The following is a 22,708-nucleotide window of genomic DNA, read 5'->3' as shown; positions in this document are numbered from 1 at the left end:
GGGTGCGCATATCTCCGGAGGAGTCGGTACGTAACGCGGCCCACCGACCGGGGACCGCCCCACCGACGGGGCACCGCCCCGGCGCGCGGCGAGTGCCGCGCGCCGGGGCGTGGGAGCCGTCAGGAGGGTCGGCTAGTACGAGCGCGCGACGATCGCGAGGTTGCCGGGGGCGTCGTCCGCCTGCGGCACCGACCCGTCCTCGGCGATCAGGCAGCGTACGGAGACGGCCTGCTCGGCGAGCTTCGCCTCGCCCTCGGGGCCGAGGTCGGCCCACGGGATCCGCGCCCAGCCGCCGGCGATGGCGGCCTCGGCGGCCTCCTCGATGGTCGAGACGTCGGACGTACGGGAGATGCGGCGCTCGCGGGACTCGCGCAGCAGCTGCTCCTGGTCCTCCTCCAGGACCTTGGGCAGCAGGGCGGCGAGGTCGGCGATCTGCACGGCCTCCTTGCCGCCCGGGATGCGGCGGGCCAGCATCGCGGTGCCGGCCTCCAGGTCGCGGGGGCCGATCTCGACGCGGACCGGTACGCCCTTGAGCTCCCAGTCCACGGCGCGGCGGCCGAAGGGGGTGTCGACGCGGTCGTCGACGAACACCCGCAGGCCCGCGGCCTTGAGCTGGGCGCCCAGCTCGCGGACCTTCGCCACGGCCTCGTCGCCCTTGATCGCCATGACGACGACCTGGACGTGCGCGAGGCGCGGCGGGACCCGCAGGCCGTTGTCGTCGCCGTGCGACATGATCAGGCCGCCGACCATGCGGGTGGAGACTCCCCACGAGGTCTGCCAGACGAGCTCCTGCTTGCCTTCCTTCGACAGGTACTGCGTGTTGAAGGCCTTGGCGAAGTTGGTGCCGAGCTCGTGGCTGGTGCCGAGCTGCAGGGCCTTGCCGTCGCCCATCATGCCCTCGAGGGTGAGGGTGTTGATGGCGCCGGCGAAGCGCTCCTTGGCGGTCTTGCGGCCGAGGACGACGTCGATGCCGAGCACGTTGGTCATGAAGTCGCCGTAGACGTCCGTGTGGATGCGCGAGGCGTAGTCGCGGGCGTCCTCGTAGGAGACGTGGGCCGTGTGGCCCTCCTGCCAGAGGAACTCGCTCGTACGGAGGAACACGCGCGGGCGCATCTCCCAGCGGACCACGTTCGCCCACTGGTTGATCAGCAGGGGCAGGTCGCGGTAGCTCTGGACCCACTTGGAGAAGTAGTCGTTGATGATCGTCTCGGAGGTGGGCCGGACGACGACCGGCTCCTCGAGCTCCTTGCCGCCGCCGTGCGTGACGACCGCGAGCTCGGGGGCGAAGCCCTCGACGTGCTCCGCTTCCTTCGTCAGGTACGACTGCGGGATGAACAGCGGGAAGTACGCGTTCTGGGCGCCCGCGTCCTTGATGCGCGCGTCCATCTCCTGCTGCATCCGCTCCCACAGCCCGTAGCCGTACGGTCGGATGACCATGGTGCCGCGTACCGGACCGTTGTCGGCCAGCTCGGCCTTGTTGATCAGATCCTGGTACCAGCGGGGGAAATCCTCCGCTTGGGGGGTGAGAACGGGTGCCTTTGCCATGGCGCGAATGGTACGGCGCCCGGAGGGCCGAACGTGAATCGGGTGCGAATCGGGTGGCGCGCTCCTCTGGACGCGGGGGCGAATCGGGAGTTCTCTGGCAACGGGGGCAAGGGGGCGACACGGAATCAGGAGCGCTCTTTCGATGACACCGACGCCGACGGCGACGCTTGTCGCCCGGGACTGGGCGGAAATCCAGGAACGGATGCTGGTACCGCTGTACGAGGCGGTCTACGACCGGCTGGAGGTCGGGCCGGGCGACCGGCTGCTGGGCCTCGACTGCGGGGCCGGACTGGCCCTGCTGCTGGCCTCGGGCCGGGGAGCCCTGGCCACGGGTGTGGAGACGGATCCGGCACGCCGGACGCTGGCCAGGGAACGCCTCCTGGAGGTCTTGGCGGCCCCGCCCGCGCCCGCGGTTCCCTACGACGTGCTGCTGGCCTTCTCGCCCGCCCCGGGCGCCCTGGCCGCGGCCCTGCCGGCGCTGCGGCCCGGCGGCGCGGTGGTGCTGGCGGACTGGGGTCCGGCGGAGCGGTGCACGGTGCCCTCCGTCCTGGGCGGCGGGCCGGCGGCGCGGGACCTGGACGCGATGGCGGCGGCGGCCGGGCTGGCGCCGGACGGATCGGGGCGGGTGTTCTGCCCCTTCGGGTACGCCGACGTGGACAGCGCGGTGCGCGGGCTGCTGTCGACCGGGCTGTACGAGTGCTCGGACCCGGTGCAGGTGGAGAAGGAGCTGGCGGAGGCGCTTCACCCGTACGAGCGGGCCGACGGGGCCGTCTGGCTGCCGAACATCTTCCGGTACGTCATCGCCCGGACGGCCTAACAGGCGCGCCCGGCACGACCGCCGCCGTGCGGGGCCGCGGACCGGCCCCGCACGGCGGTCACCCGTGCGGCGCTCCCTTGTGGAGGCGGGGGATGCCCGCGGCGGCGTACGCGGCCGCTTCGTCCAGAGTTTCGCTCGCCATCAGGGCGTCCGCGAGGGCGTCCAGCTTGTCGCGGTTCTCGCGCAGCAGGCGGCAGGCCGCCTCGTAGCACTCGTCGACGATGCGGCGCATCTCATGGTCCACCGCGTCGAGGGTGGCGGGGGCCGCGGAGAGCCCGTAGGGGCTCTGTCCGTCCGAGGGGATGGCGGTGAGGCGGCCGATGCGCTCGCTCATGCCCCAGCGGCCGACCATGCCGCGGGCGATGTTGGTGACCTGTTCGAGGTCGTTCTCCGCGCCGGTGGTGATGACCTCGTAGACCACCTGCTCGGCGGCCATGCCGCCGAGCGCCCCGATGATGCGGCCGCGCAGGTACTCCTCGGTGTAGGCGTACCGGTCCGCCTCCGGGGTGGAGAGGGTGACGCCGAGCGCCCGCCCGCGCGGGACGATGGTGATCTTGCGGACCGGGTCGGCGCCGGGCTGGAGCATGCCCAGCAGGGCGTGTCCGCTCTCGTGGTACGCGGTGCGGCGGCGCTCCTCGTCCGGCATGACCAGCGGCCGTTCCGCGCCGAGCTGGACCTTCTCCAGCGCGTCGGAGAGGTCCGACTGGGTGACCTCCTTCTGCTGGCGCTTCACGGCCAGCAGGGCGGCCTCGTTGGCGAGGTTGGCCAGTTCGGCTCCCGTCATGCCCGGGGTCGTACGGGCCATCTGCGCGAGGTCGACCCCGGCGGCCAGCGGGATGTCCCGGGTGTGGATGCGCAGGATGGCTTCCCGGCCGGCCCGGTCGGGCGGGGAGACCATGACGGTGCGGTCGAAGCGGCCCGGCCGGGTCAGCGCCGGGTCCAGGACGTCGGCCCGGTTGGTCGCGGCGAGGACGACCACGCCCTCGGAGCCGGAGAAGCCGTCCATCTCGGTGAGGATCTGGTTCAGGGTCTGCTCGCGCTCGTCGTGTCCGCCCATGGCCGCGCCGCCGCCGCGGGCCCGCCCGATGGTGTCGATCTCGTCGATGAAGATGATGGCGGGGGCCACCTTGCGGGCCTCGGAGAAGAGCTCGCGCACCCGGGAGGCGCCGACACCGACGATCATCTCGATGAACTCGGAGGCGGAGGCGGAGAAGAAGGGCACCCCGGCCTCGCCGGCCACCGCGCGGGCCAGCAGGGTCTTTCCGGTGCCGGGCGGGCCCGCGAGGAGCACGCCGCCGGGCATCCGGGCGCCCATCTTCCGGTACTCGTCCGGGTTCTTGAGGAAGTCCACGACGTCGTTGAGCTCGCCCTCGACCTCGTCGATGCCGGCCACGTCCTCGAAGGTCGTGCGCTTGGCGCCCTCCAGCTCGACCGGCTTGGGCGGCGTCTTGCGCCCGAGTCCGCCCATGCCCCCGCCCATCGCCGATCCCATCCGGCGGGCGATGACCACCCACAGGAGGACCAGCAGCAGCATCGGGGCCAGGGAGATCAGCAGATTGGCCAGGAAGCTGCGCTGTACGACGACCGGGGAGGCGGTGACGACGACGTTCTGCTTGGTGAGGTCGGCCCACAGGTCGTCGTCGGCGAAGGCGGGCCGCTGGGAGACGAACTTGGTGTAGTCGCCCTTGCCCCCGTCCGGCATGGGCTGCTTGGCCTTCAGCTGGCCCTGGATGGCGTCGCCCTTGGAGTAGATCTTCGAGACGTTGCCGTTCGCGACCTGCTTGCTGAACTCGGTGTACGAGATGGTCGGCTCTTCGCCCTCGTTGAAGAAGGAGAGCACCAGGTTGGTGATCAGGTAGACGATCAGGGCGGTGAGGATCAGGCCGCGCCAGCCGCCCGGCATCCGCTTCTTCGGCGGCGGGGCGGGGGGTGCGCCTTCGGAGCGCCAGGGCGTATCGGCCCGGTCGCGGGGCGGTACGGGGGTGGGGCTGGGCACGTGGCCTCCTTCTGCCGTCCTCCCGGCCGACCATAAGCGACAAACCAGACCATCGCCCCTGGCGGCGGGCCACACGGCGAAGCCCCGGCCGGAGTGGTCCGGTCGGGGCTCGCGTGGCTCCGTACTGCTACTTCACGAACTTCTACTTCATGAACTTCTTGAACTCGTCCGGCAGGTCGAAGTCCTGACCCGGCTGGGCACCCCCGGCCGGAAGGCCGAACGGGTTGCCCCCGGCGGCGGGCTCGATCGCCTGCGGGCCGGCCTCGCGGCGCGCGGCGGCCGCGGCCTCTTCTTCCTTGCGCTTCATCGGGTTGCCGCTCTTGCGCTTGCCCTTGGCCTGCTTGACCTGCTTCTTCTGCCGGCCGGGGCCGCCGCCCATCCCGGGGATGCCGGGCATGCCCGGCATGCCGCCGCCCTGGGCCATGCGGGACATCATCTTGCGGGCCTCGAAGAACCGCTCGACCAGCGACTTGACGGCGCTGACCTCGGTGCCGGAGCCCTTGGCGATGCGGGCGCGGCGCGAGCCGTTGATGAGGTGCGGGTCCTGGCGCTCGGCCGGGGTCATCGACTTGATGATCGCGGCGGTGCGGTCCACGTCGCGCTCGTCGATGTTGTTGATCTGGTCCTTGATCTGCCCCATGCCCGGGAGCATGCCGAGCAGCTTGGAGATGGAGCCCATCTTGCGGACCTGCTCCATCTGGGCCAGGAAGTCGTCGAGCGTGAACTCCTTGGGCCCCTTCTGCAGCTTGGCCGCCATCTTCTCGGCCTCGGCCTGCGAGAAGGTCTTCTCGGCCTGCTCGATCAGGGTGAGCATGTCACCCATGTCGAGGATCCGGCCCGCCATGCGGTCCGGGTGGAACGCGTCGAACTCGTCGAGCTTCTCGCCGTTCGAGGCGAACATGATCTGCTTGCCGGTGACGTGCGCGATGGACAGCGCGGCACCACCGCGGGCGTCGCCGTCGAGCTTGGAGAGCACGACGCCGTCGAAGCCGACGCCGTCGCGGAAGGCCTCGGCGGTGTTGACCGCGTCCTGGCCGATCATGGCGTCGACGACGAAGAGGATCTCGTCCGGGCTGACGGCGTCGCGGATGTCCGCGGCCTGCTGCATCAGCTCCTGGTCGATGCCGAGGCGGCCGGCGGTGTCGACGATCACGATGTCGTACTGCTTGGTCCGCGCGTACTCGATGGAGTCCTTGGCGACCTGGACCGGGTCACCGACGCCGTTGCCCGGAGCGGGGGCATAGACGGCCACGCCCGCGCGCTCGGCCACGACCGAGAGCTGGTTGACGGCGTTGGGGCGCTGGAGGTCGCAGGCGACGAGGAGCGGGGCGTGGCCCTGCCCCTTCAGCCACAGGCCGAGCTTTCCGGCGAGGGTGGTCTTACCGGCACCCTGGAGGCCGGCGAGCATGATCACCGTGGGCGCGGTCTTGGCGAAGCGCAGCCGCCGGGTCTCGCCGCCGAGGATGGAGACCAGCTCGTCGTTGACGATCTTGAGGACCTGCTGGCCCGGGTTCAGGGCCTTGGAGACCTCTTCGCCGCGGGCGCGCTCCTTGACGTTCGCGATGAAGGAGCGGACGACGGGAAGTGCGACGTCGGCCTCGAGGAGGGCGATACGGATTTCCCGCGCCGCAGCATCGATGTCCTGCTCGGAGAGGCGGCCTTTGCCCCGGAGGGACTTGAAGGTCGCGCTGAGGCGGTCGGAAAGCGTATCGAACACGGTGGTCGCGATTCCTCGGGTCGGGGGCGTGTGGTCGTCCCCCAGGGTATCGGGCCGCGCCACCCCTCCGGCCCTGCGGGCGGCTTTCCCCCTCCGGGAGCCCGGCCGGAGCGGGAGCCGCTGCGCGGGGCGGAGTCCCCTACCCGCCCTTCCACCGTTCCCCGGGGCTCCGCCCCGGACCCCGCGCCTCACGGGCGCGGAGCGCACGTACGGGTCCGGGCAGCGCCCGGGGAACGGGCGAAGGGCGGGTAGGGGACAGCCCCGCAGGGCCGCCCCCGCTACGCCAGGGCCGTCTGGACCGAGCCCGCCAGGGCGACCGCGTCCGCCGGGTCCAGCGGCTTGCCGTCCGCCGTGGTCACGTACAAGGTGTCCACCGCATTGGCGCCGAGCGTCGAGACGTGCGCGCTGCGGACCCGCACCCCGGAGGACTCCAGCGCGCGTCCGATCCGGTGCAGCAGCCCGACCGCGTCGGGCGCCCGCACCTCCAGGACCGTGGCCAGGGAGGAGACCTCGGGGACCACCGTGACCCGGGGCGGCGGAGGGACCACCCCGCGCCGCCGCGGGTACGCCGCCTCGCGGTCCGCCAGCTTCGCCGGGACGTCCAGCGAGCCGTCCAGGGCCCGCACCAGATCGGTGCGCAGCCGCGCGGCCTCCGGCAGGGAGCCGTACTCCGCGGCCACCCGCCAGCGCAGGACCAGTACCTCGCCCAGCTGATCCGGGAGCTCCATCGAGCGCAGGTCGGCCGCCCGTACGGTGAGCCGGTGCAGGGCCAGTACGCCGGCCACCGCGGGCAGCACCCCCGGCTGGTCGGGGACGGCCACGACCAGTTCCACCCCGACCGCGTCCTCCTCCTGGCGGGCGTGCAGGGCCAGTACGGGTTCCCCGGTGCGCAGCGCCTCCACCGCCAGGCGCTCCTGCTCCGTGGTCGGGATCTCCAGCTCCGTCACCGCCGGGGGCGCCCCGCGCAGCACGGCGGCGACCCGTGCGACCAGGTCGGCCACGAGCGAGCCGCGCCACGCGCTCCACGCCGCCGGGCCGGTGGCCAGCGCGTCGGCCTCCGTCAGGGCGTGCAGGATCTCCAGCCTGCCGGGCGAGCCGACCGCCTCCGCGACGGCCCTGACCGTCGCCGGGTCGTCCAGGTCCCGCCGCGTGGCGGTGTCGATCAGGAGCAGGTGGTGGCGTACGAGCACGCCCAGTACGGCGACGTCCTCCGTATCGAACCCCACCCGCAGCGCCATGTCGCGGGCGATCGTCTCGCCGGCCACCGAGTGGTCTCCGGGCCAGCCCTTGCCGATGTCGTGCAGCAGCGCGGCCATCAGGAGGAGGTCGGGGCGGCCCACCCGGCGGGTCAGCTCGGAGGCCCGTACGGCCGTCTCGACGAGGTGGCGGTCCACGGTCCAGGTGTGCACGGGGTTGCGCTGCGGCCGGCAGCGCACCCGCTCCCAGTCGGGCAGCAGCTTCGTGATGATCCCCTCGGCCTCCAGGGCCTCCCACACGGCCACCGTCGGCTCCCCCGCGCCCAGCAGGGTCAGCAGCTGCTCCCGGGCCTCGGCCGGCCAGGGCACCGGCAGCGGCTTCGCCTGCGCCGCGAGCCTGCGTACGGCGTGCAGCGAGACGGGCAGTCCCGCCTGGGCGGCGGCAGCGCCGAAGCGCAGGGGCAGCACCGGGTCCCGGTCGGGCCGCGCGGCCAGGGCCAGTACGGCCTCGCCGTCGGACTCGACGACGCCTTCGGCGAGCGGCGCCCGCTCCGGTACGGAGCTGCGGGTGCCGAGCAGCCCGCGGAGCCGGGGGCGGGCGGACCGGGCCCGGAGCACGCGCCCGACCTCGCGCCAGGTCACGTCACCGGCGTACGAGACCACCCGCGCGGCCTCGTACACCTCCCGGAGCAGGGCGTCGGCGTCGAGCAGACCGAGCTGCGCCGCGACCGGGCCCTGTTCCTGGAGGGAGAGCCGTTCGGTGGCGCGGCCGGTCACCAGGTGCAGCGCGTCCCGGGCGTCGAGCAGCCGGCGCCGGGCTTCGGCGAGGCCCTCGCGGGGGGCGTCGGCCAGCCAGGACGCGGCGACGGCCCGCAGCGCGGTGACGTCGCGCAGCCCTCCGCGGGCCTCCTTGAGGTCGGGTTCCAGCAGGAAGCGGAGCTCCCCCGCACGCTCGGCCCGCTCGCGGCACAGGGAGTGCAGCTGGGGCAGCCGTTTGGCGGCGTGGTTGCGCCAGTCCGCCAGGACGGAGGTGCGCAGTCCCGCGAGGAGCCCGGCGTCGCCCGCGACGGGCCGGGCGTCGAGCAGTCCGAGGTGCACCTTGAGGTCTTCGGCGGCGGCCTTGCGGGCTTCGCCGGGGGTGCGCACCGAGTGGTCGAGGGCGAGGCCGAGGTCCCAGACGGGGTACCAGAGCCGGTCGGCCAGGGCGGCCAGGGCGCGGGCTTCGGCCTTGCCGTCGTGGAGCAGGACCAGGTCGAGGTCGCTGCGGGGGGAGAGTTCGGCGCGGCCGTAGCCGCCGACGGCGACGAGCGCGGCGCCCCGCACGCCCGTCTCCCGTACGGCGCCGGCGAACAGCGCCTTCAGCCAGTCGTCGGTCAGGGAGGCCAGGGCGGAACGCCGGGAAGGCCCGGTCCGCGACTCCTCCTGGAGGAGTCGCAGCCGGGCCGCGGCGTACCCGCTGGGCCCCTGGTCGGCGGTGTTGCCGTCCGTGGTCTCTTCGACACTGGTCACCCAGGGATTCCCATCGCCTAAAGCGCGTCAGCGCCGCGTTCGCCGGTGCGGACCCGGATGACCGAGTCCACGGGGATGCTCCACACCTTGCCGTCGCCGATCTTGCCGGTCTGGGCTGCGTCGACGACGATCCGCATCACGTCCTCCGCGTCGCCGTCCTCGACGAGTACCTCTATGCGGATCTTCGGGACGAGGTCCACGGTGTACTCGGCGCCCCGGTAGACCTCGGTGTGGCCGCGCTGGCGGCCGTAGCCGCTGGCTTCGGAGACGGTGAGTCCCTGGACTCCGAAGCGGTGCAGGGCTTCCTTGATCTCGTCCAGCCGGTGCGGCTTCACGATCGCGGTGATGAGCTTCATGCGTCAACCTTCTTGCTCGCGGCGGCAACGGGGGCGGGGACGGCGGTGCTCCGGGAGGAGGAGCCGCCGCCGGCTCCGCTGAAGTCGTAGGCGGTCTCGGCGTGTTCGACCTGGTCGATGCCGGAGACCTCGTCGTCCTCGGTGACCCGCATCCCCATCGTCCTGTCGAGGAGGAAGGCGAGCACCGCGGATGCCACGAGAGAGTAGGCCAGGACGGAGAAGACTCCGACCGCCTGCTTGCCGAGCTGCCCCAGACCGCCGCCGTAGAAGAGGCCGGCCACGTCGGACTGGACCCCGCCGGTGGCGAAGAGGCCGACGAGGAGGGAGCCGAGGACACCGCCGACGAGGTGGACTCCGATGACGTCGAGGGAGTCGTCGTAGCCGAACTTGTACTTCAGGCCGACGGCCATGGCACACACGACACCGGCGATGACGCCGATGGCGATCGCGCCGAGCGGGGAGACGGCGCCGCCGGAGGGGGTGATGGCGACGAGGCCCGCGACCGCGCCGGAGGCGGCGCCGAGGGTGGTGAAGGAGCCGTGGCGCAGCTTCTCGTAGCCGAGCCAGGCGAGCATGGCGGCGGCGGTGGCGACCTGGGTGTTGACGAACATGACCGCGCCGACGCCGTCGTCGTTGCCGAGCCAGGAGCCCGCGTTGAAGCCGAACCAGCCGAACCACAGCAGGCCGGCGCCCAGCATCACGAGGGGGAGGCTGTGCGGGCGCATCGGGTCCTTCTTGAAGCCCACGCGCTTGCCGATGACCAGGATCACGCCGAGGGCCGCGGCGCCCGCGTTGATGTGGACGGCGGTGCCGCCGGCGAAGTCGATGACCCCGAGCTCGAAGAGCCAGCCGCCGGCGCCCCACACCCAGTGGGCGACGGGGAAGTAGACGATCGTGACCCAGAGGGTGATGAAGAGCGCCCACGCGCTGAACTTGACGCGGTCGGCGAGCGCACCGCTTATCAGCGCCGGGGTGATGATCGCGAACATCAGCTGGAAGACGGCGAAGACGTAGACGGGGATGGTGTAGCCGTCCCACAGCTCGGTGATGCCGATGCCGCTGAGGCCCACGTAGTCGGAGGACCAGCCGATGAGCGAGCCGGAGTCGGTGCCGAAGGCGAGGCTGAATCCGTAGAGGACCCAGAGGATCGTGACGATCCCGAGGCTGATGAAGCTCATCATCAGCATGTTGAGGCTGCTCTTGACGCGGACCATGCCTCCGTAGAAGAAGGCGAGTCCCGGGGTCATCAGCATGACCAGGGCGGAGCAGATGAGCATGAACCCGGTGTTCGCGGAAGACAGCGTGGGGGCGTCTGCCGCGAGGGTCGTGATGGCTGATGCCATCGGCGTCTCCTCGTCGTCGGTACGTTCGCGTGCGGGCGATCGTGAAAACCTGAGCGGCGCTGGTTCGTGAATCAGGCCTGAGGGGGTGCCGGCCGGGGGGCTGGCCGGTTATTGGCCCTGAGATTCGCGCAGGCCGGTTTCCGGCGGCGCCGCTGGGTGTTTCGCGTCGATGACGAAGAGCTCCGGCGTGTTACGCCTCCATGAACGAGTGGTTCATGCGGGTGCCGGGGGAAAGCCCGGCCGCGGCGATGACCCGGGGAACCTGGCTGGGGGAGCCTGATCGGGCTTCACGGGGTGACTGCCGCGGCCGGGGGCCTGGGGGACGGCCGGGTGGCCGTCAGACGGCCTCCGCCGCTTCGGGGAGGCGGGAGGCGAGCTGATCGGTGAGCCGCACGACGTCGGCGACGTCGCCGTACTCACGCGCGGCGGTGTCGACGGTCTTGCGCAGCCGGGTGTTGACCCGTTCGGACCGCACCTTTCCCGCCACGTCGAGGGCGCGGCCGACGAGGACGGTGGCCTGCTCGGGCTCGCGCTGGAGCAGGTGGACGGTGGCCATGCCGATGAGGTTGAGGGCGTAGGAGCGCTGGTGCTCGTCGTCCTTCTCGAAGAGGGAGACGGCGCGCTGCATGACCGGTTCGGCGAGGGAGGCGTACATGGGGCTGCGGCCCGCCACGTAGGCCAGGTCCCGGTAGGAGTGGGAGTTCTCGCCGTTGAGTTCGGCCTCGGAGAAGAAGCGGATCCAGTCGGGCTCGGGCTCGGAGTCGAAGCCGACGTCGGAGAAGGTGTCCTCGGCCATCCGCACGGCCCGCTTGCAGCGGCTGGGCTGGCCCATGTTGGCGTAGGCGCGGGCCTCCATCGCATACAGCATGGCCTGGGTGCGGGGTCCCGCGCAGTCGCGGCTGCCGTACTGGGCCAGGTGGATGAGCTCCAGGGCGTCCTCGGGGCGGCCCAGGTGGATCATCTGGCGGCTCATGCTGGAGAGGATGTACGAGCCGAGCGGCTTGTCGCCGCCCTCCTTGGCGGCGTGCAGCGCGAGGACGAAGTACTTCTGCGCGGTGGGGTGCAGGCCGATGTCGTAGCTCATCCAGCCGGCGAGTTCGGCGAGTTCGGCGGCGACCTTGAAGAGCCGCTTCATGACCGGGGCCGGGTGGTTCTCCTGGAGCAGGTCGGTGACCTCGTGGAGCTGGCCCACGACGGCCTTGCGGCGCAGTCCGCCGCCGCACTGGGCGTCCCACTGGCGGAACATCACGGTGGTGGCTTCGAGGAGGTCCACCTCGGGTTCGGAGAGCCGGGGCGGCCGGTGACCGCTGAGGGCGCCCGCCGGCCCCGCCTCCCGGGGTCCCGGGTCGGCGGCCGGAACCGGTACGAGCCAGCGCTGCATGGGCTCGATGAGGGCGGGGCCGGCGGACAGGGCGAGCGAGGTCCCGAGGAAGCCGCGGCGGGCCAGCATCAGGTCGCTGCGGGAGAACTCGCCGAGCAGCTCGATGGTCTGCGGGCCGGCCCAGGGCAGGTCGACGCCGGAGACGGAGGGGGTCTGGTGGGCGGTGCGCAGGCCGAGGTGCTCGATGGCGACGACGGAGCCGAAGCGTTCGGAGAAGAGCTCGGAAAGGATCCGCGGGACGGGTTCGCGGGGCTGTTCGCCGTCGAGCCAGCGGCGGACCCGCGAGGTGTCGGTGCTGATGTGGTGGGCGCCCATCTGGCGGGCGCGCCGGTTGACCTGGCGGGCGAGCTCCCCCTTGGACCAGCCGCTGCGGACGAACCACGACGTCAGCTGCTCGTTGCGGACGGTGGCGCCCTGGGAGGAATCCACGGAGGCGTCCGCGAGGGCCTGTCCGGAACCCCGCGCGGAGTCCCCGTCCGGCACGGCGGCGTACGACACGTCGGACTCCGCACTCGTTCCGCTTGCGCCGTTGCCGCTCACTGGAACGCCCCCATCCGTCAGCTTCTTCTGCACGAAACCCTGCCGGGAAACGGTCTTCACAGGTCCTTCACGCCATGCCTCCGGCATACCCGCGAGCCCGCCGCCTCTTCGCGTCTCGTGCACCGAAAGTAATCCTACGATCACCCCTTCGGCGAGGTCGATCCCGGAAACGCCACCATTCGCCACCCCTTCGAATGAACTCGCCACCCGCCAGGCGCGATTCACTTGACACGTAGGCGGAACCGATCGGTTGGACAGGAGTGCGCCGGGGCGCGCGCGGCGAGGAGTGCGCCGGGCGTCCGGGCCTCCAACGCAACCGGCCGAGGTCGTAACCACCGGCACGTCCGACCCGTTGGAGGGGGCATGGGCATGGGCTTCACGATCGGCGGCAGCCGCGGCACCAAGGAGTTCCGTTCCGGCGCTCGGCGCCGCGGCCGGATGTCGGAGTGCACGGCGGTGGCGGAGTACACCGGACTGTGGGGCTGGGACGTGGTCCCCGGCGCCCGGGCCGCGGGACCCGCCCGCGACTGTTCCTGCGGTCATACGAGTTGTGGTGCGCCGGGGGCGCATCCGCTGGCCCTCGCTCCGACCGTCCCGGCCGGCGCCACCCTCGACGAGGTCACCGAGACCTGGACCGGGTACCCGGGGGCCGCGGTGCTGCTCCCCGCCGGCCGCTCCTTCGACATCATCGAGGTCTCCGAGGAGGCCGGGCGGCGGGCGCTGGTCCGGCTGGAGCGGATGGGGCTGCCGCTCGGCCCGGTGACCGCGACCCCGGACGGCCGGGCCCAGTTCTTCGTCGCCCCGGGGGCGGCGGCCGGACTGCCGCAGCTGCTGTACCGGATGGGCTGGGACGACGCCGGTCTCGACCTGCGCGCGCTGGGCCAGGGCTCCTACGTCACCGCCCCGCCCTCGGACTTCGCGGGCCTCGGCCCGGTGAGCTGGCTGCGCCCGCCGGCCCTGGACTCGGCCGGGGACCCCCCGCAGGCCCGCCTCCTGCTGGGCACCCTCGCCTACCTGTGCCACCGGCTGCGGCGGTCCTAGGGCGTCCGGACACGGCAGTGCCCCCGGGTCCTGGGGACCTCGGGGGCACTTGGCCGGCGTAGGAGCGTCGGGAGCGTTCAGTCGCCGATCAGGGCGTCGACGAAGGCCTCCGGCTCGAAGGGCGCCAGGTCGTCCGCGCCCTCACCGAGACCGATGAGCTTGACCGGGACGCCGAGCTCGCGCTGGACGGCGATGACGATGCCGCCCTTGGCGGTGCCGTCGAGCTTGGTGAGCACGATGCCGGTGATGTCCACGACCTCGGCGAAGACGCGGGCCTGGGTCAGGCCGTTCTGGCCGGTGGTGGCGTCCAGGACCAGCAGGATCTCGTCGAGCGGGCCGTGCTTCTCCACGACGCGCTTGACCTTGCCGAGCTCGTCCATCAGGCCGGTCTTGGTGTGCAGCCGGCCCGCCGTATCGATGAGGACCACGTCGGCGCCCTCGGCGATGCCCTCCTTGACCGCGTCGTAGGCGATCGAGGCCGGGTCCCCGCCCTCGGGTCCGCGCACGGTGCGCGCCCCGACCCGGTCGCCCCAGGTCTGGAGCTGGTCGGCGGCGGCGGCGCGGAAGGTGTCCGCCGCACCGAGCACGACGCTGCGGCCGTCGGCGACGAGCACGCGGGCGAGCTTGCCGGTGGTGGTGGTCTTACCGGTGCCGTTCACGCCGACGACCATGATCACGGCGGGGGTGTCCTCGCCGCTCTCGGTGTTCACCGCGCGGTCGAAGTCGGTGCCGAGGAGCGTGACCAGCTCCTCCTTCAGCAGCGCGCGCAGATCGGCGGGGGTGCGGGTGCCGAGCACCTTGACCCGCTCGCGGAGCCGGTCCACCAGCTCCTGGGTCGGCGCGACACCGACGTCGGCGATGAGGAGGGTCTCCTCGATCTCCTCCCAGGTGTCCTCGTCGAGGTGCTCGCGGGAGAGCAGCGTGAGCAGCCCCTTGCCGAGCGTGTTCTGGGACCGGGCGAGGCGGGCGCGCAGCCGGACCAGGCGGCCGGCGGTGGGCTCGGGCACCTCGATCGCGGGCGCGGCCGGCGCCTCGGCGACGGGGGCTTCGGGCTCCGCGACCGGGGCCGGGGCCTCGGCCTCGGGCAGCACGACCTCTTCGATCGTGCGGCGCGGCTCTTCCGCCGTCGGTGCGGCGTCCTCCCCCACCTGCGGTTCGGCGGGCGGGGCAGTGATGGTCGGCGTGCTGGGCGGGGCCGTGGGGGGCAGCTGCTTCTTCTTGCGGCTGCTGACCACGAGCCCGCTGATCGCACCGACCGCGACCAGGGCGATGACTACGGCAAGGATCAGGATTTCCATAACGCTCCCCAGTATCGGCCACGCGCACCCCGAGCCGGGGAACCTGGAGGTTCATACCAGGACGTAAGCCTCTGTTTGTACTTTTTGCGGCAAATCTACGATGATGAGCAACCTCCCACGCCCCGCCTCCCCCACGGAGTACACCTATGTCTGCCGAGACCGCCGTAGAGTCGCGCGGCCTGGAGCCCGTCCCGGACTCCGAGCGCCGCGGCCGGGTCCGCGAGCTCGTCCCGACCTGGGTCGCCGCCAACATCAGCGTGCTGCTGCTGACCATGGGTGCCGGTCTCGTCATCTTCAACAAGCTGAACATCTGGCAGGTGCTCGTCGTCGCGATCGCCGCCCCCGTGGTCTCCTACGGCATCGTCGGACTCATATCCATCGCGGGCAAGCGCGGCGGCGCCCCCGGCATGGCGCTCTCCCGGGCCGTCTTCGGCCAGCGCGGCAACCTCTTCCCCGGCGCCCTGATCTGGGTCGCCCGCTGGGGCTGGGAGACCATCAACGCGGTCAGCGGCGCCTACGCCGTCCTGACCGTCCTCGACCTGGTCTTCGGCGTGAAGAAGAACACCGCGCTGATCATCGTCACCCTGCTGTTCTTCGTCGGGTGCACCTTCCTCGTCTCCGGTCTCGGCATCAACGCACTGCGGGTCTGCTCCAAGTGGTCCACGTACCTCTTCGGCGCCTTCAGCGTGCTCGTGCTGGGCTACCTGATCGCCGAGACCGACTGGTCCGCCGTCTTCGACAAGCCCGCCGGGTCCACCGCGATGATGATCGCGGGCATCGGCACCATCGCGGCCGGCGGCATCAGCTGGGTCCCGTCCGGCCCGGACTTCACCCGCTACCTGCCCCGTACCGCCTCCGCCAAGGGCATGGTCGGCGCGACCATCGGCGGCGCGGCCGTCGTCGTGATCCCGATGGTGCTGATGGGCGCGGTGATGGCGGTCGCCACCCCCGACCTCGCCACCGCGCAGGACCCGGTCTCCTTCATCGGCGAGCTGCTGCCGATGTGGATCTCGGTCCCGTACCTGCTGATCGCGCTCGTCGGCATGCTGCTCATCAACTCGATGTCCATGTACTCGGCCGGCTTCACCGCCCAGACCCTCGGCATCAAGGTCCCGCGCGCGGCGGCGGTCAGCGTCAACGCCGTCATCAGCCTGGTCTTCGGCTTCCTGCTGATGGTGGTCGCGACCAGCTTCTTCGGTTCGTTCATCTCCTTCCTGACCCTGCTGGCCGTGGCCTTCTCCGCGTGGATCGGCGTCTTCGGCGTGGACATGCTGCGCCGCACCTCCTACGACGGCGACGCGCTGCTGGACACCACGCGGACCAGCGCCTACTGGTACCGGGGCGGATTCGCCTGGCAGGCCATGACCGCCTGGGGCCTGGCCCTGGTGGTGGGCCTGCTGTTCACGAAGGTCGACTGGTTCAGCGGCCCGCTGGCCACCACCTGGATCGGGCAGAACGGCCTGGGCTGGGCGGCGGGCATCGTCATCTCGGCCGTCCTGTACGCGGTCCTGCCGCGCACGCCGGCGGCCGCTCCGGTGGGCCCGCAGGCCCCGGCCGACGAGCGGGTCCCCGCAGGATCCCTGTCCAACTGACGCCACGTCAGCTAACGTCCCCCTTCGCCCGCCCACCCACCCTCCGGCGAAGGGGGACTTCTCCATGCCCATCACCGTGGCCCGGTTCAACCTCATCGACCCGCACGGCACCCCGGAAACCCTCTCCGCCCGCTACAAGGCCGCGCTGGAGATGGCGAAGTACGCGGACGACCGCGGGATCGACACCATCCAGACCGAGGAGCACCACGGCACCGAGAACAACTGGCTGCCCTCCCCCTTCGCCTTCGCGGGCGCGGTCTTCGGCGCCACCCGCCGGATCGCCGTCACCGTCTCGGCGATCATCGGCCCGCTGTACGACCCGCTGAAGGTGGCCGAGGACATCGCCGTACTGGACCTGCTCAGCGGCGGCCGGCTCGTCACGGTGGCGGGCATCGGCTACCGGCCCGAGGAGTACGAGCAGCACGGCGTGGAGTGGGGCCGGCGCGGCAAGCTCCAGGACGAGCTGCTGGAGACCCTGCTGAAGGCCTGGACCGGCGAGCCGTTCGAGTTCCGCGGCCGTACCGTACGGGTCACCCCGCGGCCGTTCACCCAGCCGCACCCGCTGCTCCTGGTCGGCGGCAGTTCCGAGGCGGCGGCCCGCCGGGCGGCCCGCCTGGGGCTGCCCTTCTTCCCGAGCGCGCATCTGCCCGAGCTGGAGGCGTACTACAACGCGAAGCTCGCGGAGTACGGCACGGAGGGCTTCTGCATGATGCCGGCGGCCGAGACCCCGCTGCTGCACATCGCCGAGGACCCGGACCGGGCCTGGGACCAGTACGGCGAGCGGTTCCTCCACGAGGCCGGGATGTACGCCTCCTGGCAGTCCAAGGACATCCGCAGCGCCGTCCGGTCGGGCGCGCACACCGTGGCGGAGCTGCGCGCCGAGGGCGTGTACCGCATCCTCACCCCGGACGAGGCGGTCGCGTACGCCCGCGGCGCCGGCGAGGCGGGGAACCTGGTGCTGCACCCGCTGTGCGGCGGGATGCCCGTGGACGAGGGGTGGCGGAGCCTGCAGCTGCTGTGCGAACAGGTGCTGCCCCGGCTCAAGGACTGAGCCGGGGCGACCGGTCAGCCCATCTCCTCCAGCGCCTTGCCCTTGGTCTCCGGCACCCACTTGAGGATGAAGGGGATCGAGAGCACGGCGAAGACCGTGTAGATGACGTAGGCGCCGGACAGGTTCCAGTCCGACAGGGTCGGGAACGACACCGTGATGACCCAGTTGGCGATCCACTGGGCGGCCGCGGCCACGCCGAGCGCGGCGGCCCGGATCCGGCCGGGGAACATCTCCCCGAGCAGCACCCAGACGACCACGCCCCAGGAGAGCGCGAAGAAGAGGACGAAGAAGTTCGCCGCGACCAGGGCCACGATGCCCTGGGCGTGCGGCAGCGCGATGTCGTCCCCCGCACCGGACTTGTACGAGAAGGCCCAGGCGGCCAGGCCCAGCGAGATCGCCATGCCGACGGAGCCGATGAGGGCGAGCGGCTTGCGGCCGATCCGGTCCACGAAGATCATCGCGATCACCGTGCCGACGATGTTCACGACCGAGGTCTCGAAGGAGTACAGGAACGAGGCGCTCGGGTCGATGCCGACCGACTGCCACAGCGAGGAGCTGTAGTAGAAGATCACGTTGATGCCGACGAGCTGCTGGAAGACCGACAGGCCGATGCCGATCCAGACGATGGGCAGGAAGCCGGCCCGCCCGCCCAGCAGGTCCTTGAAGGTGGACTTGTGCTCGGAGCGCATGGCGTGCTCGATGTCCGCGACCCGCCCGTCGAGGTCGACTCCCGACCCCTCGACCTCGGCGAGCACCTTCCGGGCCTCGGCGTTGCGGCCCACCGAGATCAGGAAGCGCGGGGATTCCGGGATCACGAAGGACATCAGCCCGTAGAGCACGGCCGGGACCACCATGACGCCGAGCATCCACTGCCAGGCCTCCAGGCCGCCGATCCTGCCGCGCTGGTCGCCGCCCGCGAGGTTGAGGATCCCCCAGTTGACGAGCTGGGAGACGGCGATGCCGATGACGATCGCGGCCTGCTGGAAGGAGGCGAGCCGGCCGCGGTAGGCGGGCGGGGAGACCTCGGCGATGTAGGCCGGGCCGATGACCGAGGCCATGCCGATGCCGAAGCCGCCGATGACCCGCCACACCGCCAGGTCCCAGAGCGCGAAGGGCAGGGCCGAGCCGATGGCGCTGGCCGTGAAGAGGACGGCGGCGATCTGCATGCAGCGGATGCGGCCGATCCGGTCGGCGATCCGGCCGGCCGTGGCGGCACCGAAGGCGCAGCCGATCAGCGCGGCGGCGATCACCTGGGCGAGGGTGGCGGGCCCGACGTCGAAGCGGTCCCGGATCGCGACGACGGCCCCGTTGATGACCGAGCTGTCGTAGCCGAAGAGGAATCCGCCCATGGCGGCGGCCGCGGTGATGAAGATGACGTGCCCGAGGTGGTCGGGCTGCGATGCCGGGCCGGCGCCCGGGGCGGGGGGCCGCGTCGTGCTGCTGCTCAAGGTGCGCTCCTGCGTGCCGGCTGCGGTGACGGGCTGTGGGTGTGGTCCCTCCCAGTGGCCCACGGAGCGGCCCCGGTCACCACCCGGATGGGCCGATCGGGGGACGCCGGTCCCTGCACCGCGTCCGGCGCGGTCAGCGCAGCCGCTGGCTGATCACCTTCGACACGCCGTCGCCCTGCATCGAGACGCCGTAGAGCGCGTCGGCGACCTCCATGGTCCGCTTCTGGTGCGTGATCACGATCAGCTGCGAGCTCTCCTGCAGCTCCTCCATGATCCGGATCAGCCGCTGCAGGTTGGTGTCGTCGAGCGCGGCCTCGACCTCGTCCATCACGTAGAACGGGCTGGGCCGCGCCTTGAAGATGGAGACCAGCAGCGCCACGGCCGTCAGCGAGCGCTCGCCGCCCGAGAGCAGCGACAGCCGCTTGACCTTCTTGCCCGGCGGCCGGGCCTCGACGTCGATGCCCGTGGTGAGCATGTTGTCCGGATCGGTCAGGATCAGCCGGCCCTCGCCGCCGGGGAACAGCCGCGAGAACACCCCCTCGAACTGGCGGGCCGTGTCCCGGTAGGCCTCCGTGAAGACCTGCTCGACCCGCTCGTCGACCTCCTTCACCACCTGGAGCAGGTCGGCCCTGGTCTTCCGCAGGTCCTCCAGCTGCTCGCTGAGGAACTTGTGCCGCTCCTCCAGCGCCGCGAACTCCTCCAGCGCCAGCGGATTGATCTTGCCGAGCTGCTGGTAGGCCCGCTCGGCCGCCTTCAGCCGCTTCTCCTGCCGGGCCCGTACGAAGGGCTCCGGCCCGGCGTCCGGACCGGGGACCTCCCCGTCCGCGGACGGGCTCGGCGGCACCGGCTGGTCGGGCCCGTACTCGGCGACGAGGCCCTCGGCCGCCATCCCGAACTCCTCCAGCGCGCGGCTCTCCACCTGCTCGATCCGCAGCCGCTTCTCGGCGCCGAGCACCTCTCCGCGGTGCACCGAGTCCGTGAGCTTGTCGAGCTCGCCCTTCAGGCCGCGGCCCAGACCCCGGGCCTCGTCGAGCTCGCGCTCCCGCACTCCCTTCGCGTACTCGGCGGACGTCCGCTCCCCCACCGCGCGGGTCAGCGACACCTCGATGTGCGCCAGCAGCTGGCGGGCTCCGCCGGCCACGGCCGCGGCCACCCCGGCCTCGTGGCGCAGCCGTTCCCGACGGCGCTCGGCCCGGGCGCGGGCCTCCCGCTCGGCCCTGGCCCCGCGGTCGAGGGAATCGGCCCGGCCGGCGAGCCCCTTCACCCGCTCCTCGTGGGTCCGCAGCTGGAGCCGGGCCTCCATCTCGGTCTGCCGCGCGTTCGCCCCGTCGGCCGCGAGCCGGTCCCGCCGCGAGGTGTCCGGCTCCTCCTCCGCAGGCATCTCCTCGGCGACGGCGAGCCGTTCCGCACACTCCTCTACGTCGGCCAGCGCCTGCTCCAGCGCATCCCGCGCCGTGGCTGCGGCCGCGGCGGCCCGCTCGGCTTCGCCCAGCGCCCCCTTCGCCTGCCCGGCGAGCCGCCCGAGCTGCTGCGCGGCCCCGGCCCGGGCCCGCTCGGCGGCCCGCCGGAGCTCCGCGAGCTCCTCGACCCGGGCCCCGGCCGCCACCCGGCGCGCCTGCGCGGCCTCCTTCTCCCCCGCCAGCACCCCGCACCGGTCGTCGAGCCGGGCCAGCTCCGCCCCGGCCTCGTCCACGGCCGCCCGCACCTCGATCAGACTCGGCACCCCGGCCGACCCGCCGTGCGCAAGGTGCGCCCCGAGCACATCGCCCTCGACGGTCACGGCCACCAGCTCGGGCCGCGCCGCAACCACCACCTCGGCCTCATCAAGCCCGGGAACCACCACGAAGTCCCGCAACACCCACGCCACGGCCCGCACGACCTCGGCATCCCCCGCCACCACCGAGGCAGCGGCCACCACACCCCCGGCACCTTCCACGGCCACCGCCGAGGTCACCTCCACCCCCACCGGCGTCCGGGACATATCCAGCCCCGCCGGCGTTTGAGGCGCGGGGTCCGGGGCGGAGCCCCGGTTTCGGGAAGGGGCGGGGTGGGGCAGAACTGCTCCCGCCCCGGCCCCGCCGACCGAACCGGCCCCGGAAACCGGGTCCCGATCCTGGGCCTGGGCCTGGCCCGGCACCCCGGACACCCCCGGAGCGATCAGGAACGTGGCCCTCCCCGCATCCCCCTCCCGCAGATACCGGATCGCCCCGGCGGCCGCAGCCGCCGAAGTGACGGCCACCGCGTCCGCCACCGCACCCAGCGCCGCCGCCACCGCGACCTCGCACCCCGGGGTCACGGACAGCCGCTGCGCCGCCGGCCCCAGCAGCCCTTCCAGCCGCGCAGCGAGCAGTTCCGCCGTACCGTCCTTGCGGCGCAGCCCCATCGCCAGGGCGTCCCGGCGCGCCGACACCGCCGCCCGCGACCGCTCGACCGCAGCCAACGCCTCCCGGGTCTCCCCGAGTCCGGCCTCCGCCGCCGCCAGCTCGGCCCGAGCCTCCTCGTACTCCCCCGCCCCGGACTCGGAGTCGGACTCGGCGCCCGGGGCCGGGGACTCCTCCCCGACCTCCTCCGCCAGCGCCTCGTACTCCTCGCGCGCCGCCTCCGCCCGCGCCCGCGCCCCGTCGCTCGCCAGCACCAGCCGGTCGATCTCCGCCTGGGCGGCGCCCGCCCGGGAGCGGGCCGCGCCGAGCCGGCCGGTCAGCCGCGCCAGCGCCTCGCGCCGGTCGGCGATGGCCCGCGCCACGTCCCGTAGCCGCCGTTCCTCGTCGGCGAGCGCGCGCTCCAGCTCGGCCCGGTGGGCGACGGTGTCCTCCAGCGCCCGCGCGGCCGCCTCCAGCGCGGCCGTCAGCTCCGCCTCCTGCTCGCGGATCCGCGCGGCCTCCTTCTCCATCTCCTCCGGATCCCGGCCCCGCCGCTCGTCCTCGGCCGGCGCCGAGGCCGAGGTGACCCGGGCGTCCGCCAGCGACACGGTCCCGCGCACCCGCTCGGCGAGCTGCGACAGCTCGTACCAGGTCTGCTGGGCCCGCTGGAGCCGCGGCGCGAGTTCCCGTACGGCCTCCTCCAGCTCGGATTCCCGCCGCACGGCCGCCGCGAGCTGCGCCTCGGCCGCCTCCTTGCGCTCCTTCAGCGCCGCCTCGTCCGCGAGCTCCGCGTCGAGCGCGCCCTTGAGCGTGACGAGGTCGTCGGCGAGCAGCCGCAGCCGGGCGTCCCGCAGGTCGGCCTGGATCACGGCCGCCCGCCGGGCCACCGCCGCCTGCCGCCCCAGGGGCTTCAGCTGCCGCTGCAGCTCGTTGCCCAGGTCCTGCACGCGCGCGAGATTGGCCTGCATCGCGTCCAGCTTCCGCAGCGCCTTCTCCTTGCGCTTGCGGTGCTTGAGCACCCCGGCCGCCTCCTCGATGAAGGCGCGGCGGCCCATCGGGTCGGCGTGCAGTACGGAGTCCAGCTGGCCCTGACCGACGATGACGTGCATCTCGCGGCCGATGCCGGAGTCGGAGAGCAGTTCCTGGATGTCGAGGAGGCGGCAGGTGTCGCCGTTGATCTGGTACTCGCTGCTGCCGCCGCGGAACATGATCCGCGTGATGGTGACCTCGGCGTACTCGATGGGCAGCGCGCCGTCGGAGTTGTCGATGGTGAGCGAGACCTCGGCGCGGCCGAGGGGCGGACGGCCGGTCGTGCCGGCGAAGATGACGTCCTCCATCTTCCCGCCGCGCAGGGACTTGGCCCCTTGTTCGCCCATGACCCAGGAGAGCGCGTCCACCACATTGGACTTGCCGGAACCGTTGGGGCCCACGACACAGGTGATGCCCGGCTCGAAGCGCAGGGTGGTTGCGGAGGCGAAGGATTTGAAGCCACGCAGGGTCAGGGACTTGAGGTGCACG

General features: G+C 72.5%; 14 protein-coding genes. 4 read left to right on the top strand and 10 right to left on the bottom strand.

What is annotated here, in order from left to right; genetic code table 11:
- Nucleotides 1–132: 132 nt before the first annotated feature.
- Entirely contained in the window at nucleotides 133–1,545 is a 1,413-nt protein-coding gene (proS, locus tag NLX94_RS27450; protein ID WP_254385770.1) for a proline--tRNA ligase, read from the bottom strand.
- Between the two features lie 142 nt (nucleotides 1,546–1,687).
- Here proS and NLX94_RS27445 point away from each other — a divergent pair, with 142 nt between their 5' ends.
- The gene (locus NLX94_RS27445) at nucleotides 1,688–2,362 is read left to right on the top strand and encodes a methyltransferase type 11 (protein WP_254385769.1); all 675 of its coding nucleotides are present in this window, start codon (nucleotides 1,688–1,690) and stop codon (nucleotides 2,360–2,362) included.
- 58 nt (nucleotides 2,363–2,420) lie between these two features.
- Here NLX94_RS27445 and ftsH read toward each other — a convergent pair whose 3' ends face one another.
- From ftsH to NLX94_RS27415, 6 genes are all read right to left on the bottom strand, one after another.
- Nucleotides 2,421–4,265: an ATP-dependent zinc metalloprotease FtsH gene (gene ftsH / locus NLX94_RS27440; RefSeq protein WP_254385859.1), complete on the bottom strand. Its 1,845-nt coding sequence runs from the start codon at nucleotides 4,263–4,265 to the stop codon at nucleotides 2,421–2,423.
- 235 nt (nucleotides 4,266–4,500) lie between these two features.
- Nucleotides 4,501–6,075, bottom strand: coding sequence for a signal recognition particle protein (gene ffh / locus NLX94_RS27435; protein WP_254385768.1), 1,575 nt, complete (start codon nucleotides 6,073–6,075; stop codon nucleotides 4,501–4,503).
- 278 nt (nucleotides 6,076–6,353) lie between these two features.
- Nucleotides 6,354–8,780: a [protein-PII] uridylyltransferase gene (locus NLX94_RS27430; RefSeq protein WP_254385767.1), complete on the bottom strand. Its 2,427-nt coding sequence runs from the start codon at nucleotides 8,778–8,780 to the stop codon at nucleotides 6,354–6,356.
- A gap of 17 nt (nucleotides 8,781–8,797) precedes the next feature.
- On the bottom strand, nucleotides 8,798–9,136 hold the full coding sequence (locus tag NLX94_RS27425) for a P-II family nitrogen regulator (RefSeq protein ID WP_112451060.1): 339 nt from the start codon (nucleotides 9,134–9,136) through the stop codon (nucleotides 8,798–8,800).
- A complete protein-coding gene (locus NLX94_RS27420; RefSeq protein ID WP_254385766.1) occupies nucleotides 9,133–10,479 on the bottom strand; it encodes an ammonium transporter in 1,347 nt (448 codons plus the stop codon). Before NLX94_RS27420 ends, NLX94_RS27425 begins: the two co-directional genes overlap by 4 nt.
- Nucleotides 10,480–10,816: 337 nt before the next feature.
- Nucleotides 10,817–12,289, bottom strand: coding sequence for a hypothetical protein (locus NLX94_RS27415; RefSeq protein WP_254385858.1), 1,473 nt, complete (start codon nucleotides 12,287–12,289; stop codon nucleotides 10,817–10,819).
- Between the two features lie 480 nt (nucleotides 12,290–12,769).
- Here NLX94_RS27415 and NLX94_RS27410 point away from each other — a divergent pair, with 480 nt between their 5' ends.
- Complete coding sequence (locus tag NLX94_RS27410) at nucleotides 12,770–13,441, top strand: bifunctional DNA primase/polymerase (protein WP_254385765.1); 672 nt, start codon at nucleotides 12,770–12,772, stop codon at nucleotides 13,439–13,441.
- A gap of 77 nt (nucleotides 13,442–13,518) precedes the next feature.
- On the opposite strand, the gene ftsY is transcribed toward NLX94_RS27410, so the two are convergent.
- Nucleotides 13,519–14,739 carry a signal recognition particle-docking protein FtsY gene (gene ftsY / locus NLX94_RS27405; RefSeq protein ID WP_254385764.1) on the bottom strand — a complete coding sequence of 407 codons (1,221 nt, stop codon included), beginning with the start codon at nucleotides 14,737–14,739 and terminating at the stop codon, nucleotides 13,519–13,521.
- 146 nt (nucleotides 14,740–14,885) lie between these two features.
- Between ftsY and NLX94_RS27400 the strand changes: the two genes are divergently transcribed.
- Together NLX94_RS27400 and NLX94_RS27395 are read left to right on the top strand one after the other, a co-directional pair.
- Nucleotides 14,886–16,331 (top strand): cytosine permease, encoded by a 1,446-nt coding sequence (locus tag NLX94_RS27400; RefSeq protein ID WP_254385763.1) that lies wholly within the window; start codon nucleotides 14,886–14,888, stop codon nucleotides 16,329–16,331.
- A gap of 64 nt (nucleotides 16,332–16,395) precedes the next feature.
- Nucleotides 16,396–17,382 carry an LLM class flavin-dependent oxidoreductase gene (locus tag NLX94_RS27395; protein WP_254385762.1) on the top strand — a complete coding sequence of 329 codons (987 nt, stop codon included), beginning with the start codon at nucleotides 16,396–16,398 and terminating at the stop codon, nucleotides 17,380–17,382.
- 14 nt (nucleotides 17,383–17,396) lie between these two features.
- Here the strand turns inward: NLX94_RS27395 and NLX94_RS27390 are convergent, their stop codons facing one another.
- Nucleotides 17,397–18,830 carry a sugar porter family MFS transporter gene (locus NLX94_RS27390; protein ID WP_254385761.1) on the bottom strand — a complete coding sequence of 478 codons (1,434 nt, stop codon included), beginning with the start codon at nucleotides 18,828–18,830 and terminating at the stop codon, nucleotides 17,397–17,399.
- Between the two features lie 133 nt (nucleotides 18,831–18,963).
- A complete protein-coding gene (locus tag NLX94_RS27385; RefSeq protein WP_254385760.1) occupies nucleotides 18,964–22,707 on the bottom strand; it encodes a chromosome segregation SMC family protein in 3,744 nt (1,247 codons plus the stop codon).
- Nucleotide 22,708 lies beyond the last annotated feature (1 nt).

The sequence above is a fragment of the Streptomyces sp. TBY4 genome (assembly GCF_024213195.1).
Taxonomy (GTDB): Bacteria; Actinomycetota; Actinomycetes; order Streptomycetales; family Streptomycetaceae; genus Streptomyces.
Note: the sequence above shows the minus strand (reverse complement) of the source record. Positions and strands in the feature narration are given on the sequence as shown.